The following is a 15,459-nucleotide window of genomic DNA, read 5'->3' as shown; positions in this document are numbered from 1 at the left end:
GGTCAAGGCCATTGAAATAGAAAAGGCGGGCGCATCGACGCCCGCCTTTTTCGTCGGCGGGAGCGCCCGTGTGGGACGCCCCCCCGATATCTGGCCGGTGTACAGATGCGTCACGGCACCGGATCACAACAGGAGCGGAAGCAGGCATGAACGAAGACAGCGCCCATTTTCCGCCGGTCGAACCGGTGAAGGCTGGAGTGAAGGGGCTTTGCCCGCGCTGCGGTGAGGGGAAGCTGTTTGACGGCTTTCTCGCGGTCCGGCCGGCCTGCGCCAATTGCGGACTGGATTTCTCCTTTGCCGATTCCGGCGATGGACCGGTGGTCTTCGTCATCCTGATCGTCGGCTTCGTCGTCGTCGGCGCGGCGCTATGGATGGAGGTTACTCTCAATCCGCCGCTCTGGCTGCATTTCCTCCTGTGGGCGCCGCTCGCCACGGTCTTCAGCCTCGCGCTCATGCGCATGCTCAAGGGCATCCTGATCAATCTTCAATTCCGCCACGCGGCGCGGCCGGGCGAGATCGACCGTGGTTGAGACCATGCCGACAGGAAGGGGAGGCCGCATGATAGGCCGGATCGCCAGCATCGTGGTTTTTCTGGTGGCCCTGGCCGTGCTCCTGGCGCTCGGCACCTGGCAGGTGCAGCGGCTGCACTGGAAGGAAAGCCTGCTCGCTTCGATCTCGGAGCGCCGCACCGCGCCGCCGGCCGAACTGGCGGCGGTCGAGGCCATGGCGGGTGCCGGCGAGGATGTCGACTACCGCAGCCTGCGCGTGACCGGCACTTTCCTCAATGACAAAGAGCGCCATTTCTTCGCAACCTACCAGGGCCGCACCGGCTACTATGTCTATACGCCGCTGCAGCTGGCTGATGGGCGCTTCCTTCTCGTCAATCGCGGTTTCGTGCCCTTCGAGCGCAAGGAACCGGAAATGCGCAAACAGGGGCAATTGACCGGCGAGCAGGTGGTAACCGGTCTTGCCCGGGCAAAACTTGCCGAAAAGCCCTCCTGGGTCGTGCCGGACAATGATGTCGCCAAGAACATCTTCTACTGGAAGGATCTCGACGTCATGGCGCAAAGCGCCGGTCTCGATCCTGACCAGCTCGTGCCTTTCTTCATGGATGCGGACGCGACGCCCAATCCCGGCGGACTGCCGATCGGCGGCGTCACCCAGTTCGACCTGCCCAACAACCATCTTCAATATGCGGTGACCTGGTACGGCCTGGCCGCGGCCCTGGTCGGCGTGGGCGGAATGTTCATCCTGCGGCGCAGGACATAGGTTTCGGCGATCAACTGGGGGAAACGTTCGAATGGCTCTTACCGCAAATATCCTGATCGCCCTGACCGCGCTGCTGCATCTCGGCTTCCTCGTGCTTGAAATGTTTTTATGGACGGGGCCGCTGGGGCGCCGGGTCTTTCGCATGTCGCAGCAACAGGCCGATGCGACGAAGGTGCTGGCCGGCAATCAGGGGCTCTATAATGGCTTCCTCTCCGCCGGGCTTTTCTGGTCGCTCATCGCTTCTCCGCCTGACCTTGGCGTCCAGTTGAAGCTCTTCTTCCTTGTGTGCGTGGTCGTTGCCGCTATATATGGCGCGTGGTCTGTCAGCCCGCGCATTCTTGTGGTGCAGGGCGGGCCGGCACTCCTGGCGCTCCTGTTCCTGTTTCTGGCATCCTGACAAATGACCATCTCTTTCAGCGAAAAGTCCCCGATCACCATCCGCCTGTGCGGCCCGCGCGGCTTCTGCGCCGGCGTCGATCGGGCGATCCAGATCGTCGTGCTGGCGCTGAAGGAATTCGGCGCCCCGGTCTATGTCCGCCACGAGATCGTCCATAATCGCTACGTGGTCGAGGGGCTCGAGGCCAAGGGCGCGATCTTCGTCGAAGAACTGGATGAAATCCCGGCAGAGCACCGCAAGCAGCCTGTGGTCTTTTCCGCCCATGGCGTGCCGAAATCCGTTCCGGCCGATGCCGACAGCCGCAATCTCTTCTATCTCGACGCCACATGCCCGCTGGTCTCCAAGGTTCACAAGCAGGCCATGCGCCACCAGCGCCTCGGTCGTCATGTGGTGCTGATCGGCCATGCCGGCCATCCCGAGGTCATCGGCACGATGGGGCAATTGCCCGAAGGCGCGGTCTCGCTGGTCGAAACGGTGGAAGACGCGGATATCTATATGCCGCCGGACCCGGACAATCTCGGTTTCGTCACCCAGACGACGCTGTCCGTCGATGACACGGCCGGCGTCATCAAACGCCTGCACGAACGCTTCCCGAACCTGACGGCGCCTGCCGCCGACTCGATCTGCTATGCCACCACCAACCGCCAGGAAGCGGTCAAGCAGGCGGCACCCGGCTGCGATCATTTCATTATCGTCGGTGCGCCGAATTCGTCCAATTCCAAGCGGCTGGTAGAGGTTGCCTTACGCGCCGGTGCGAAAAAATCGGTGCTTGTCCAACGCGCCTCGGAAATCGACTGGGATGATTTCGCCGATGTCTCTACGGTGGGCCTGTCTGCCGGGGCATCCGCGCCGGAGGTCATCGTCAACGAGATCATAGAGGCGTTTCGAGTGCGTTACGGCGCCGTGGTCGAGCTGGCCGACACGGTCGAGGAAACCGAAAATTTCCTAGTCAACCGCGAACTCCGCCACGTGCCGCTGACGACGTCGGACATGGCCTTCGTTAAGGGAGACTAGAGATTGGGGTGCTGGCGGCATGGATCCTCGGGTCAAGCCCGAGGATGACGACCTTGGAGGCCGTCGCATACTATCAGCTATATAATATCCTGATCTCGAACCTCCCGCCTCCGTCATCCTCGGGCTTGACCCGAGGATCCAAAGACCCTCCATCAATGCGAACCTAGAGAAACAGACGTGGCAGTTTACACCGACATCACGGAAGACGACCTTGCCCGGTTCCTGGCGGCCTATGACGTCGGCACGCTCACCTCCTACAAGGGCATTGCCGAGGGCGTCGAAAATACCAATTTCCTGCTCCATACCACCAAGGGCTCCTATATCCTGACGCTCTATGAAAAGCGGGTGGAGCGCGACGACCTGCCGTTCTTCCTGGGGCTGATGCATCATCTCGCCGAAAAGGGGCTTTCCTGCCCGCTGCCCCTGCCGCGCGCCGATGGCGAGCTGCTCGGCCAATTGTCCGGCCGGCCAGCTGCCGTCATTTCCTTCCTCGAAGGCATGTGGCTGAGGAAGCCGGAGGCTCATCACTGCCGCGAGGTCGGCCGCGCGCTGGCGGCGATGCATCTGGCAGGCGGCGACTTTGCCATCCGCCGCCCCAATGCGCTCTCTGTCACGGGCTGGCGGCCGCTGTGGAACAATTCGCGCGAGCGAGCCGACGAGGTCCAGCCGGGTCTCAAAGACGAAATCGCCGGCGAACTCGATCTCCTCGAGGCGAACTGGCCGAAAAACCTGCCGGAAGGCGTCATCCACGCCGATCTCTTTCCCGACAATGTGTTTTTCCTCGGCGATGGGCTTTCGGGCCTGATCGACTTCTATTTCGCCTGCAACGACCTGCTCGCCTATGATGTCTCCATCTGCCTCAATGCCTGGTGCTTCGAGAAGGACGGCGCCTTCAACGTCACCAAGAGCATGGCGCTCCTCGAAGGCTATCAGAGCCTGCGCCCGCTGACGGCGGGGGAGGTAAAGGCGCTGCCGCTGCTGGCCCGCGGATCGGCGCTGCGCTTCTTCCTGACGAGGCTCTATGACTGGCTGATGACGCCGGAAGGGGCGCTGGTGGTGAAGAAGGACCCGCTCGAATATCTGAAGAAACTGCAATTCCACCGTTCCGTCGCAACCGCCGCCGAATATGGCCTGACTGAAGAGACACTGCCCGCATGAAACACGTCGATATCTACACGGACGGCGCCTGCTCTGGAAATCCGGGCCCGGGCGGCTGGGGCGCGGTGCTGCGCTACGGCGACATCGAGAAGGACCTTTGCGGCGGCGAGCCGGACACGACCAACAATCGCATGGAGCTTCTGGCGGCGATCACGGCGCTCGACAGCCTCAAGAGCGCTTGCGAGGTCGATCTGCACACCGATTCGAAATATGTCATGGACGGCATCGGCAAGTGGATCCATGGCTGGAAGCGGAACGGCTGGAAGACGGCAGACAAGAAGCCGGTGAAGAACGGCGAACTCTGGCAGGCGCTTGATCTCGCCAACCAGCGCCACAAGGTCACCTGGCACTGGGTCAAGGGCCATGCCGGCCATCCGGAGAACGAGCGGGCCGACGAACTGGCACGCAAAGGCATGGAGCCCTTCAAGAAGAAGCGGTAAGCCGCGCCGCCGCAGCCGGCTCCGTTCTCAGCGGCTGTCGCTGAACTGAACGAGATCCCAGAGATTGCCGTAGAGGTCCTCGAATACCGCAACTGTGCCGTAATCCGCCTGCTTCGGTTCGCGGACGAAATGGATGCCCGCGTCTACCATTACCGCATGGTCCCGCCAGAAATCATCGGTCTGCAGGAACAGGAAGACCCGGCCACCGGCCTGGTTGCCAATGAAATTCTCCTGCAGCGGCGATGACGCGCGCGCCAGGAGAATGCCGGTGCCGCCGGGCTCTCCCGGAGGCCTGACGACAACCCAGCGCTTGTCCTGTTCCGGCTGGTAGCTGTCTTCGACAAGGACGAAGCCGAGCTTTCCGACATAGAAGGCGATCGCTTCGTCATAGTCGCGAACGACAAGCGCGATCAGTGCCAGGTTCTGCTTCATCTCGCTTGAGCCTATCCAGTCACGGGTTTAGATCTGCTCCAGCATGGCGGCGGCGCCTGAAACGGTCGCCTGTCCCGGGCTTTCCTCGACATTGAGGCTTTTCACCACGCCGTCCTCGACCAGCATCGAATAGCGCTTCGAGCGCAGGCCAAGCGTGCCGGCGGATAGGTCGATGTCCATGCCGAGTGCCTTGGTGAAGGCGGCGTTCCAGTCCGACAGGAAATGGATCTTGCCCATGCCACCGGATGCGGTCGCCCAGGCACCCATCACATGCAGGTCGTTGACGGCGACCACGGCGATATCGTCGATGCCGCGCGCAAGGATGGCATCGCGGTTTTCAAGGTAGCCCGGCAGGTGGTTGAGCGAACAGGTCGGCGTGAAGGCGCCGGGAACGGCGAAGAGAACGACCTTCTTGCCCGAAAACAGCTGTTCGGTGGTGATTTCGACCGGGCCGTCGGCGGTCTTTTCCTTGAAGGTCGCGGCAGGCAGCTTGTCTCCGACGGAAATGGTCACGGGGTTCTCTCCTTGGGCTTCTGGCCACGGGCTTTTAGCCCTGATTTTCGGGAAGGCGGCAGCGCAAGGCTCTGCCGGGACTGATGGGAATATAGTTTTGCCTCAGTCAAAGGCAAGCGGGGTTTCCATGCTGCGCCCGCCTATACGGGCCAGAAGAAGCACCGCACCGCTCTTCAAGGCGCCGCCCTTGGACGAGACGCGCACCGGCACCTCGGCCGTCACCTGGCCATCGACATTGGTGATCTTTTCCGGCTTGCCGAAACCATAGCCGGGCGGACCGGCAAGGAACAGGTCCGGCGTCGCTCCGCCGGCATTCGCAGGCACGGTAAGCGCGACGCGCAGGCGCTTCGCTGCGGGATCGAAAGAGGCGGACGCCAGCTTGAAGTCGTCGGACGGCTTTTCCGGCAGGGCGGCGATGGCGGCCTTTATCCTCGCCCCATCTAGCGGGTTCTCCACGCCGTTCTGCGGCAAGGCCAGTGTCAGCTTGCCCTGGACCGGAATGCAGATATCCTTGCAGATGCCGAGAAAGACCGATGCCTCAAGCATGAGGTCGCCCGGTTTCTCGCGTTTCAAAGCCAGAGGGAAGGCCACGGATTGGTCGTAGCCCGTATAGCGCACCACGCCGTCGTCGAATGTCCGGGGTGGTGGAAAGCGCAGGCCTGAAAGCGAAATGCCGGCCCCCGCATCCACCGTCACCTGCGGGGTAATACCGCTGGCGCCCGGTTCCAGCCAATAGGTTTTCCAGCCCGGCTTCAGCCTGATGTCGAGAATGGCGGGGATCGTTCCATCGTCTCCGGCGCTGTCGGCAACGATCCGGACATCGCCGCCTTCCGAACGCAGCCATTCGCTCTGGGCGGCCTCGGCACCGGGCATGATAAAAAAATATGCAGCAAGGCTTGCCAGCGCTGCCAAATGCGTCACATTCTTTACAGGACGACGAGTTTTCATGGCGCAGAGGCTTAGCGGTTTCGCGGCATGTTTGAAAGGCGCCTGCCTTCACCTCAAGATCATTTTTGCTTGATGGCGGCGGCAGGCGAGGCCGGCGGGGTTTGCCGGTCAAGGCGGCGATGTGGCAACGCTTTTCATTTGACCCCGAATTGATAGGCTAAGACCATGATGGCAGATTTCCAGAAGAAACGTGAACGCGGCGTGCTCGACGGCCAGTTCCTGATCGCCATGCCGGGCATGTTCGACAGCAATTTTGCCCGCACTGTGATCTTCGTCTGCGCCCATTCGCAGGATGGCGCCATGGGCTTCGTGCTCAATCGCCCCCAGCAACTCACCTTCCCGGATGTGCTGCTGCATCTGCAGATCATCGACCAGGCTCAGGCGATCCGGCTGCCGGGTGTGACCCGCGATTTCCAGATCCAGACCGGCGGCCCGGTCGAGACCGGTCGCGGCTTCGTTCTCCATTCCGACGACTATCTAAGCGAATCCAGCATACCGGTCAGCGACGATATCTGCCTGACGGCGACGCTTGACATCGTGCGCGCCATTTCGCGCGGCGAGGGGCCGGAAAAGGCGATGATGATGCTCGGCTACGCCGGCTGGGGGGCAGGGCAGCTCGAGAGCGAAATCGCCAGCAATGGCTGGCTGAACTGCCCGGCAAACGAAGAGCTGATCTTCGACCGCGGTCTCGGCGATAAATATGATCGCGCGCTCGCATTGATGGGCGTTGCGCCCGCCATGCTGTCCGTCGATGCCGGCCACGCCTGACCGGTTAAATTCCGCGACGACCCTTTCTTTTCAACGGAACAATTTGAACTGCCCGCCGTTTTCCGGTGGCAAGGACATGAACAGTTTACCATGTCTACCACCTTTCTAGGAGACCGAAATGGGTAGCACTTCCGACAAGATTTCCGGCGTCGCCAACCAGATGGCCGGCAAGGCCAAGCAGGCTGCAGGCTCAGCCACCGACAATGAGAGACTGCAGGCCGAAGGCAAGGGCCAGGAAGTCAAGGGCAAGGTGCAGAAGGCCACCGGCGATGCCAAGGATGCCGTAAAGGGCGCCGTCGATCGGCTTTAATCCGGCTTGCCGCGCCGGCAAGACGCCGGTCGTGGCTAAAGCGTGCGCAGATCGACTGTCCTGACGGGTTCAACTGGATGGAAGATACTAGCGCCGATGCCCGCTGTGCCTTGTGCCGGCGGGCATTTTTCTGTCGCGCCGGTCCAGCTTGTATTTTCATGCAGCCGCTCGGCGGAATCATCAGGCGAGAATTTCATGAAGCTTTATTCGTGCGCCCATTGCGGCAATCGCATTCATTTCGACAATCGCAACTGCGTCAATTGCGGATCGCTGCTCGGCTTCCTGCCTAAGACCATGGCAATGGAAGCACTCGCTCCGGCTGGCGGGGATCTCTGGGCGCTCGTCTCCGACCCGAAGACCACTGTACGCTTCTGTGCCAATGCACTGACCGATGTCTGCAACTGGCTGGTCTCGTCTGATGACGATCATCCCTATTGCCAGGCCTGCCGCCATAACCGGATCGTGCCGGTCACCGATCCCGAGGGCTTGTCGCGCTGGCAGAAGATCGGCCAGGCGCAGCGGCACCTGTTCTACTCGCTGCTGCGCTGGAACCTGCCGCGACCGGGCCGCGACGTCGATCCGCAAGGCGGGCTGGTCTTCGATTTTCTGGCCGACGAGGTCGATGCCAACGGCAATCTCGTGCCAGCCATGACCGGCCATCAGGACGGGCTGATCAGCCTGCGTGCCGCCGAGGCCAATGATGCGACACGCGAAAGCGTGCGCGTGTCGATGAACGAGCCCTACCGCACCCTGCTTGGCCATTTCCGCCACGAGATCGGCCACTTCTATTGGAGCCAGCTCGTGCGCGACGACGAGACGTTGAACGCGGCGCGCGCGCTGTTCGGCGATGAAAGAGCCGATTACAACGAAGCGCTGCAGCGCAATTACCAGCAGGGGCCGCCACCCGGCTGGCAGGAAAACTATATCAGCGTCTATGCCAGCAGCCACCCTTCGGAGGATTTTGCCGAATGCTGGGCCCATTTCTCACATATCGTCGATACGCTCGACACAGCCCGGTCCTTCGGCCTGTCCACCGATCCGCGCCATCACCACGAGATGGCGGTGGAGATCGATGTCGATCCCTATCGCGCCGACAATGCCCAGATGCTCGTGGATGCCTGGGTGCCGCTCAGCGTCGCGCTCAACGCCGTCCAACGCTCGATGGGCCAGCGCGACAGCTACCCCTTCGTCCTGCCACCTCCGGTGATCCGGAAACTGGAGTTCGTCAACGGGTTGATAAGGCGGGGAGGGAATGGATGATAGTTGGCAAGTCTACGGAGACTCAATAGCCACCATTTTGAATAATGGCTCGTGATCGGACAGGACGTCCAGGCATGTCCGGCCTGTTATGAAGCGGTAGTGCTTCATCCTTGGCTTGCACGCTATGAAAGCTTCCGATTGCATGTTCCAAAAAGCGGTATTTTCAACCGTGTACGAAAAATGGTCCGATATAAGCCCTTCATCGTCAAAATGCGGCTCCTCCGTACTCAACGGCATCTCGTCCATCACGCGAAATGTTTCCGTTTGGTCAAAGCTCACTCGCAGGCGGTGGGCATCGTCCGGGACAAGAAAATAGGCATCGAGCCTACCCTTCTTCCACACCAAATCGACCATATCCGAACGGCTGCATTCAAACGCGGGATCAATAAATATCGGTTTATATGATATCATCGGGCCACATAACCTAAGCCCTTTTCATCAGTGGAAAGCGCTCCTTCAGCAGCCGCTGGATGGATTCCGAGCCGATCGGCGGGCCGAAGAGGAAGCTCTGGCCGAAGTCGCAGCCCATTTGCGAAAGCTGGATGGCGTCCTCCTCGGATTCGATGCCCTCGGCCACCACTTGCATCTCCAGGTCGCGTGCCATGGTGATCACCGAGCGCAGCAGGATCGCGCGCTTGTCGCTCGGATCCTTAACCAGCGCCTTGTCGATCTTGATCGTGTCGAAGGGGAAGCGGGTGAGATAGGCGAGCGAGGAATGGCCGGTGCCGAAATCGTCCAGCGCCAGCTTGAGGCCTGCATCCTTCAGCTTCTGCAGCACCAGCCGCGCCTGTTCCGGATTTTCCATCACCACCGATTCGGTCAGTTCCACCTTGACCTTGTGCGCGTCGCAGCGGTTCTTGTTGAGCACCGCCCGAACATCGTCATAGAGGTCATTGTTGAGCAATTGCGCGCTCGACAGGTTGACGGAAACGAAGATCGGCAGTTCGCCGGTCTGGATCTGCCATTCCACAAGATCGCTGGTCGCCCTTTCGAAGGCGAACATGCCGAGCTGGTTGATCAGGTCCGAGCCTTCGGCAATGGGAATGAATTCGGTCGGCGAAATGCTGCCGCGCTTCGGGTGCTCCCAGCGCATCAGCGCCTCGAAACCGGCGATCTCGGCATCGGCAAGCCGCACGATCGGCTGGTAGACGAGGCTCAGTTCCTTTCGCTCGATGGCGCGGCGCAGGTCGTTTTCCAGCTGCAGCCGGTCGGTGCCGGAGGCGCGGAAGGCGGGTCGGAACGGTTCCACCCGGTTGCCGCCGGCCTTCTTGGCGCGGAACATCGCCAGCTCGGCATCGTCGAGCAGCCCGGCGGCGTTTTCCTGCTGGTCGACCCAGGAGACAAGCCCGATCGAGGCGGTCAGGTTGATTTCCTTGTTGCCGAAATTGAGCGGCACCATGATCGCCTTGGAGACTGCGTCGGCGAAATCAGCGACCTTGGCGGGATCGCGCTCCGACATCAGGATCAGGCCGAATTCGTCGCCGCCGAGACGGGCGAGCGTGTCCTGCGGTTTTAAGAGCCGCCGCAGGCGCCTCGTCAGCGCGATCAGGATATTGTCGCCGGCGGCGATGCCCAGTGCCTCGTTCACTTGCTTGTAGCGATCGATATCGACGGTGATGACGGTGGGGCGAACGGCGCTGGCACCCGGCGCCAGCGACAGAATGGATTGCAGCCGGTCGAGGAAGATCTGCCGGTTGGGAAGGCCGGTGAGGTTGTCGTTGAGCGCATTGTGCAACAGCCGGTCGATCGAGTTCTTCTGCTCGGTAATGTCGCTGATGGTGCCGACGCAGCGGATGATTTCGCCATTAGCGCCAAGAACCGGCCGGGCGCGGATCGACAGCCAGTGATAATGGCCATCCTCGGCGCGGACGCGGAATTCGTGGTTGAGGCGGCCCTTGCGGTGCTCCAAAAGCACGTCGAGCGTCGCGCGAAAACGGTCTCGGTCGTCCGGATGCAGGCGCGGCAGCCAGTTGCGCGCCGGGCCGTGCATGGTGCCGGGCGAAAGGCCGAGCTGCGCGGAAATATCGGGAATGGTCACCACACGGTCGCGCGCCACGTCCCAGTCCCAGACCGTATCGCCGGCACCCGTCAGGGCCAGCGACTGGCGCTCGAGGTCGGAAAACAGGCCCTGGCTATAGGCGCCGCCGGCAAAGGCGTGCTGCATCACCGTGAAGCCGATCAGGAGCACGATCAGCACCAGACCGCCGCCGAGCGCCGGCTGGACGATGTCGTTGGCCAACTGCCCGGTCACGGTCAGCCAGGCCCCGAACAGCCAGACGAGGATCAGCAGCCAGGCGGGCACGAGCAGGATCGCCCGATCATAGCTCTTGAAGCCGAGATAGGCGATGAGCACGATGCCGGCCGTTCCCGTCAGCGCAAAGGACAGGCGCGCAATGCCCGAGGCGATCGCCGGGTCGTAGATGGCGACGCCGAACAGCAGTCCGAGCCCGAGAATCCAGGCGAGCGTCGCATAGGAAAGATGCTGGTGCCAGCGGTTGAGGTTGAGGTAGGTGAAGAGGAAGACCACCAGCCCTGCGGCCAGGAAGACTTCCGTTCCCGCCCGCCATATGCGCTCGTCGCCGGCGGTGATCGAGATCAGCTTCGACAGGAAGCCGAAATCGACGCAGATATAGGCAAGCACCGCCCAGGCGAGCGCCGCCGTCGCCGGCAGCATCGACGTGCCCTTGACGACGAAGAGGATGGTGAGGAACACCGCCAGCAGCCCGGCAATGCCAAGCACGATGCCGCGATAGAGCGTGAATGCGTTGACCGTGTCCTTGTAGGCGTCCGGTTGCCAGAGATAGATCTGCGGCAGGTCCGGCCCCGCCAGTTCGGCCACGAAGGTGATGACGGAGCCGGGGTTGAGCGTGATGCGGAAGACGTCGGCCTCGTCGCTCGGCTGCCTGTCGAGCGCAAAGCCTTCCGATGGCGTGATCGACAGGATACGCTGCGAGCCGAGATCCGGCCAGAACAGTTTTGAATTCACCAGCCGGAAATGCGGCGCGACGATGACGCGATCGAGCTGTTCTTCCGAGACATTGGCGAGCGCGAACACCGCCCAGTCGCCCTGGTGGTTCTCGGTGCTGGAGCGCACTTCGATGCGCCGGACGATGCCGTCGGTGCCGGGCGCCGTCGACACCTGGAACGCCTCGCCGCGCCCGGTATAGATCTCCGTCGTCGCCGTCAGGTCGAGCGCGGTGTCCTCCCGGGAAATCTTGACCGGCTCCGTCGCCATCGCCGTGCCGCCGCCCAGAAAGCCGATCATCGCCGTCACGGCGCAGAAGAGCACCAGGAGCCTTTGAACGGGCAGGCGAAACGGCAGGCGATTCAAATACATCAGTCGCTCGAATTCTTCGTTGGAAAGCTGTCTTGCGGAAGCAGGGAGAACATCAGGTGATCCTGCCATTCTCCATTGATTTTCAGATATTTCCGCAAATAGCCTTCGCGTTGAAACCCGGCCTTTTCAAGGAGCCGGATGCTTCTGTGGTTCCCGGGAATACAGGCTGCTTCGATACGGTGCAACTGAAGGCTCGAAAAGATATAGGGAACAACGAGCTTGACGGCCTCGGCCATATGGCCCTTGCCGGCAAAACGCTCGCCCATCCAGTATCCGATCATGCAGCATTGGGAGGCGCCGCGCCGGATATAGCCGATCGTCAGCCCGCCGAGCAGCTGGTTGTCATTGCGCGAGAGAATGAACAGGGGAACGGCCTGGCCGGAGGAAAATTCCTGCTCGTTGCGCACCACGCGGGTACGAAAGGCGCTCTCGGTCATGTCCTCGGCACGCCAGACCGGCTCCCAGGGCTCGAGGAAGGCGCGGCTTTCGCTGCGCAGCGCGTACCACTGCCGGTAGTCGCTCATTTTCGGCAGGCGCAGCAAGTGCGTCGCACTGGCAATCTCGACCGGCTCCGGCTGCCTTGACAGAAACCGAAAGACCGATCGTGTCATGCAAGCCTCCGCGCATTGTTTCGACGGAGCGAGCGCCCTGCGGCTCAGCCCCCTCCGCCATTCCGTGACATTTCCCCCAAGAGGGGGGATCGTTCTTTTCCCGTTCGCTGCAATCGTCGTCTCCGATGGGGCTCTGCCCTCAGGGAGAAGGCCGAGCGCGCGCAAAGGAGACCGGATCACATGCCGGCGGCCTTGCGGGTCGCGTTGGCGCTCGTCAGTCCGCTCAATATGTCGTTGATCGGCGCCAGTTTCTCCAAGGGGCCGATGGCGGAAAGCGTCGGCACCGTGTCGAAGAACAGCCGGCCGGCAAGGTCGGTCAGGCGCTCGACGGTGATACCGGACAGGCGCTCCATCAGTTCTTCGTTGGGGATCGGGCGGCCGTAGAGCATCATCTGCCGGGCGATCTGGCCGGCGCGGGCGGCAGGGCTTTCCTGGCCCATCAGCAATTGCGCGCGGATCTGGGCGCGGGCCCGGTCGATTTCCTGCTGCTCGATATTCATCGACGACTTGCGCAGTTCCTCGATGATGACGGGCATCAGTTGCGGCAGGTTCTCCCCGCCGGTCGCCGCATGCACGCCGAAAATGCCGGTATCGGAAAAGCCCCAATGGAAGGCATAGACCGAATAACAGAGGCCGCGATGCTCGCGCACCTCCTGGAACAGCCGCGAGGACATGCCGCCGCCGAGAATATTGGCGAGAATCTGCGAACAGTAGAAATCGCGGGCATGATAGGCCTTGCCCTCGAAGCCGAGCAGCACCTGCGCATCCATCAGGTCGCGGTCCTCGCGCACCTCGCCGCCGATATAGCGGGCGGCTTCCGCGATCGGGGATTCCGCCGGCTTTTGCGGCAGGCTCGCGAAACGCTCCTCGACCTGGCGCACGAAGCGGTCATGATCGAGCGCACCGGCACCGACGACGAACATGCGGTCGGTCGTATAGTTGCGGCCGAGATAGGCGCGGATCTGGTCGGGCGTGAAGGAGAGAACGGTTTCCGGCGTGCCGAGGATCGGGCGCCCCACAGGCTGGTCGGCAAAGGCGGTTTCCGCGAATTTGTCGAAGACCACATCGTCCGGCGTGTCGTCGGCGGCGCCGATTTCCTGCAGGATGACGTGTTTTTCCCGCTGCAGTTCGTCCTCGTCGAAGGAGGATTCCGTCAGGATATCGGCCAGGATATCGACCGCCAGCGGAACATCGTCCTGGAGGATGCGGGCATAATAGGAGGTGGTTTCCGTCGATGTCGCGGCATTCACCTCGCCGCCGACATTCTCGATCTGCTCGGCGATATCGCGCGCGGTGCGTCGTGCCGTGCCCTTGAACGCCATATGTTCGAGCAGATGGGCAATCCCGTGCTCGTTCTTCGTTTCGTCGCGCGAGCCGGACTTGATCCAGACCCCGAGAGCCACGCTTTCCAGATGCGGCATGTTCTCGGTGACGACCGTCAACCCGGATTGGAGCCGGGTGCACTCTACTTTCATCATACGTCTTTCTGCGTCCTATGTCCGGATGCGGGCGCGCGCGTCGATAAAGCTTTCGACGGCCTTGAGGTCTGCCTCCAGAATATCGAAACGCTCCTCCTTGTCCATCAGGTCAGCAAGCCACGTTGGAAGCGCCGGGTCAATACCGCTGGCCGATTTTACCGCGTCGGGGAATTTGGCCGGATGGGCGGTTGCGAGCGTCACCATCGGCGCGCCCGGCTTCTCGTTGCGGCCGGCCACGAAGACGCCGATGGCGCTGTGCGGATCGAGCAGGTAACCTGTTGCCTCCAGCGTCGAGGCGATGGTGCGCGCCACGTCCTTCTCCGAGGCTCGGCCGGCGCGAAACAGCTTGCGGATGGCTTTCAGCGCCTTCTCCTCGATCTCGAAGGCGCCGGACTGTTTCAGGCTCGCCATGGCGGCGCGTACCTTGGAGGCGTCGCGGTCGTTGGCCTCGAACAGCAGCCGTTCGAAATTGGAGGAAATCTGGATGTCCATCGAGGGCGAGGTCGTCGCCTTGACGTCGCGCATCTCGTAGCGGCCGGTCTTGAGCGCCCGGGCGAGAATATCGTTCTCATTGGTGGCAACGACCAGCTTGTCGATCGGCAGGCCCATCTGCCTTGCGACATAGCCCGCGAAAATATCGCCGAAATTGCCGGTGGGCACGGTGAAGGAGATTTTTCGGTCGGGCGCGCCGAGCGAAAGCGCGGTCGTGAAGTAATAGACGATCTGCGCCATGATGCGCGCCCAGTTGATCGAGTTGACGCCCGAAAGCGCCACGCCGTCGCGGAAGGCAGTGTCGTTGAACATCGCCTTGACGAGGGTCTGGCAGTCGTCGAAATTTCCCTTGATCGCCAGCGCATGGACGTTGGTGGCGCTCGACGTGGTCATCTGGTGCTGCTGCACCGGGGAAACCTTGCCATGTGGAAACAGGATGAAGATATCGGTGCGGTCGCGCCCGGCAAAGGCGTCGATGGCGGCACCCCCGGTATCGCCCGAGGTCGCCCCGACAATGGTGGCGCGCTGGTCGCGCGTCGTCAGCACATGGTCCATCAGCCGCGCCAGCAATTGCATGGCCACATCCTTGAAGGCCAGCGTCGAGCCGTGGAAAAGCTCCATGATGAAGGCGTTCGGCCCGGTCTGGACGAGCGGCGCGATCGCAGGATGGCGGAAGGTGCCATAGGCCTCGGCGATCATCTCGCGGAAAATGTCGTCGGCAATCTCGCCGTCGACGAAGGGGCTGAGAACGGTGAAGGCGATCTCCTGGTAGGATTTTCCGCGCATCGCCCGGATTTCCCTTTTGGAAAAGCTCGGCCATTGCTCCGGTACGTAAAGCCCGCCATCGCGCCCGAGGCCCGCCATAAGCGCGTCGCAAAAACCCAGCGATGGGGCTTCGCCCCGTGTCGAAACATATTTCACCGCGACCATCCTTCGTCATAGAGTTCTGCCACGGGCACGCGGCGGGATTGTTCGTCACCATAGGCGAACCGCATCGACCCGCCCTCTGAACGACCTGTTCAGCGCATCGGA

The 15,459-nt window shown here is 62.0% G+C and carries 17 protein-coding genes; 9 read left to right on the top strand and 8 right to left on the bottom strand.

Annotated elements, in window-relative coordinates; all coding sequences use genetic code 11:
• Window positions 1–146: 146 nt before the first annotated feature.
• From ASD31_RS10305 to rnhA, 6 genes are all read left to right on the top strand, one after another.
• The gene (locus tag ASD31_RS10305; RefSeq protein ID WP_056332468.1) at window positions 147–530 is read left to right on the top strand and encodes a DUF983 domain-containing protein; all 384 of its coding nucleotides are present in this window, start codon (window positions 147–149) and stop codon (window positions 528–530) included.
• A 28-nt stretch (window positions 531–558) separates the two neighbouring features.
• The gene (locus ASD31_RS10300; protein ID WP_244483807.1) at window positions 559–1,269 is read left to right on the top strand and encodes an SURF1 family protein; all 711 of its coding nucleotides are present in this window, start codon (window positions 559–561) and stop codon (window positions 1,267–1,269) included.
• A gap of 31 nt (window positions 1,270–1,300) precedes the next feature.
• On the top strand, window positions 1,301–1,666 hold the full coding sequence (locus tag ASD31_RS10295; protein ID WP_056332460.1) for a DUF1304 domain-containing protein: 366 nt from the start codon (window positions 1,301–1,303) through the stop codon (window positions 1,664–1,666).
• Window positions 1,667–1,669: 3 nt separating this feature from the next.
• Window positions 1,670–2,680: a 4-hydroxy-3-methylbut-2-enyl diphosphate reductase gene (ispH, locus tag ASD31_RS10290; protein WP_056332458.1), complete on the top strand. Its 1,011-nt coding sequence runs from the start codon at window positions 1,670–1,672 to the stop codon at window positions 2,678–2,680.
• 177 nt (window positions 2,681–2,857) lie between these two features.
• Window positions 2,858–3,838, top strand: coding sequence for a homoserine kinase (locus tag ASD31_RS10285; protein WP_056332457.1), 981 nt, complete (start codon window positions 2,858–2,860; stop codon window positions 3,836–3,838).
• On the top strand, window positions 3,835–4,278 hold the full coding sequence (gene rnhA / locus ASD31_RS10280) for a ribonuclease HI (RefSeq protein ID WP_056332456.1): 444 nt from the start codon (window positions 3,835–3,837) through the stop codon (window positions 4,276–4,278). Before ASD31_RS10285 ends, rnhA begins: the two co-directional genes overlap by 4 nt.
• Window positions 4,279–4,305: 27 nt before the next feature.
• Here rnhA and ASD31_RS10275 read toward each other — a convergent pair whose 3' ends face one another.
• The 3 genes from ASD31_RS10275 to ASD31_RS10265 form a co-directional block, all read right to left on the bottom strand.
• Window positions 4,306–4,710: a VOC family protein gene (locus tag ASD31_RS10275; RefSeq protein WP_056332455.1), complete on the bottom strand. Its 405-nt coding sequence runs from the start codon at window positions 4,708–4,710 to the stop codon at window positions 4,306–4,308.
• A gap of 27 nt (window positions 4,711–4,737) precedes the next feature.
• Window positions 4,738–5,223 (bottom strand): peroxiredoxin, encoded by a 486-nt coding sequence (locus tag ASD31_RS10270; protein WP_056332454.1) that lies wholly within the window; start codon window positions 5,221–5,223, stop codon window positions 4,738–4,740.
• A 102-nt stretch (window positions 5,224–5,325) separates the two neighbouring features.
• The gene (locus ASD31_RS10265; protein WP_244483806.1) at window positions 5,326–6,096 is read right to left on the bottom strand and encodes a protein-disulfide reductase DsbD domain-containing protein; all 771 of its coding nucleotides are present in this window, start codon (window positions 6,094–6,096) and stop codon (window positions 5,326–5,328) included.
• Window positions 6,097–6,336: 240 nt separating this feature from the next.
• Between ASD31_RS10265 and ASD31_RS10260 the strand changes: the two genes are divergently transcribed.
• The 3 genes from ASD31_RS10260 (at window position 6,337) to ASD31_RS10250 (ending at window position 8,509) form a co-directional block, all read left to right on the top strand.
• On the top strand, window positions 6,337–6,939 hold the full coding sequence (locus tag ASD31_RS10260; protein ID WP_156392581.1) for a YqgE/AlgH family protein: 603 nt from the start codon (window positions 6,337–6,339) through the stop codon (window positions 6,937–6,939).
• Window positions 6,940–7,057: 118 nt separating this feature from the next.
• Window positions 7,058–7,249, top strand: a complete 192-nt coding sequence (locus ASD31_RS10255) for a CsbD family protein (RefSeq protein WP_056332450.1) — start codon at window positions 7,058–7,060, stop codon at window positions 7,247–7,249.
• A gap of 195 nt (window positions 7,250–7,444) precedes the next feature.
• Window positions 7,445–8,509 (top strand): putative zinc-binding metallopeptidase, encoded by a 1,065-nt coding sequence (locus tag ASD31_RS10250; protein ID WP_056332449.1) that lies wholly within the window; start codon window positions 7,445–7,447, stop codon window positions 8,507–8,509.
• Between the two features lie 12 nt (window positions 8,510–8,521).
• Here ASD31_RS10250 and ASD31_RS10245 read toward each other — a convergent pair whose 3' ends face one another.
• The 5 genes from ASD31_RS10245 to thrC form a co-directional block, all read right to left on the bottom strand.
• Window positions 8,522–8,920 (bottom strand): hypothetical protein, encoded by a 399-nt coding sequence (locus ASD31_RS10245; protein WP_056332447.1) that lies wholly within the window; start codon window positions 8,918–8,920, stop codon window positions 8,522–8,524.
• A gap of 13 nt (window positions 8,921–8,933) precedes the next feature.
• Window positions 8,934–11,846, bottom strand: coding sequence for an EAL domain-containing protein (locus tag ASD31_RS10240; protein WP_056332445.1), 2,913 nt, complete (start codon window positions 11,844–11,846; stop codon window positions 8,934–8,936).
• The gene (locus ASD31_RS10235; protein WP_056332443.1) at window positions 11,846–12,457 is read right to left on the bottom strand and encodes a GNAT family N-acetyltransferase; all 612 of its coding nucleotides are present in this window, start codon (window positions 12,455–12,457) and stop codon (window positions 11,846–11,848) included. The genes ASD31_RS10240 and ASD31_RS10235 overlap by 1 nt, the downstream gene beginning before the upstream one ends.
• Window positions 12,458–12,633: 176 nt before the next feature.
• Window positions 12,634–13,935, bottom strand: a complete 1,302-nt coding sequence (locus ASD31_RS10230; RefSeq protein WP_156392580.1) for a M16 family metallopeptidase — start codon at window positions 13,933–13,935, stop codon at window positions 12,634–12,636.
• Window positions 13,936–13,950: 15 nt separating this feature from the next.
• Window positions 13,951–15,357 (bottom strand): threonine synthase, encoded by a 1,407-nt coding sequence (gene thrC, locus ASD31_RS10225; RefSeq protein WP_200952161.1) that lies wholly within the window; start codon window positions 15,355–15,357, stop codon window positions 13,951–13,953.
• Between the last annotated feature and the right edge of the window lie 102 nt (window positions 15,358–15,459).

It is taken from the genome of Rhizobium sp. Root482 (assembly GCF_001426565.1).
Taxonomy (GTDB): Bacteria; Pseudomonadota; Alphaproteobacteria; order Rhizobiales; family Rhizobiaceae; genus Pararhizobium.
This window is presented reverse-complemented; position numbering and strand designations above follow the sequence as displayed.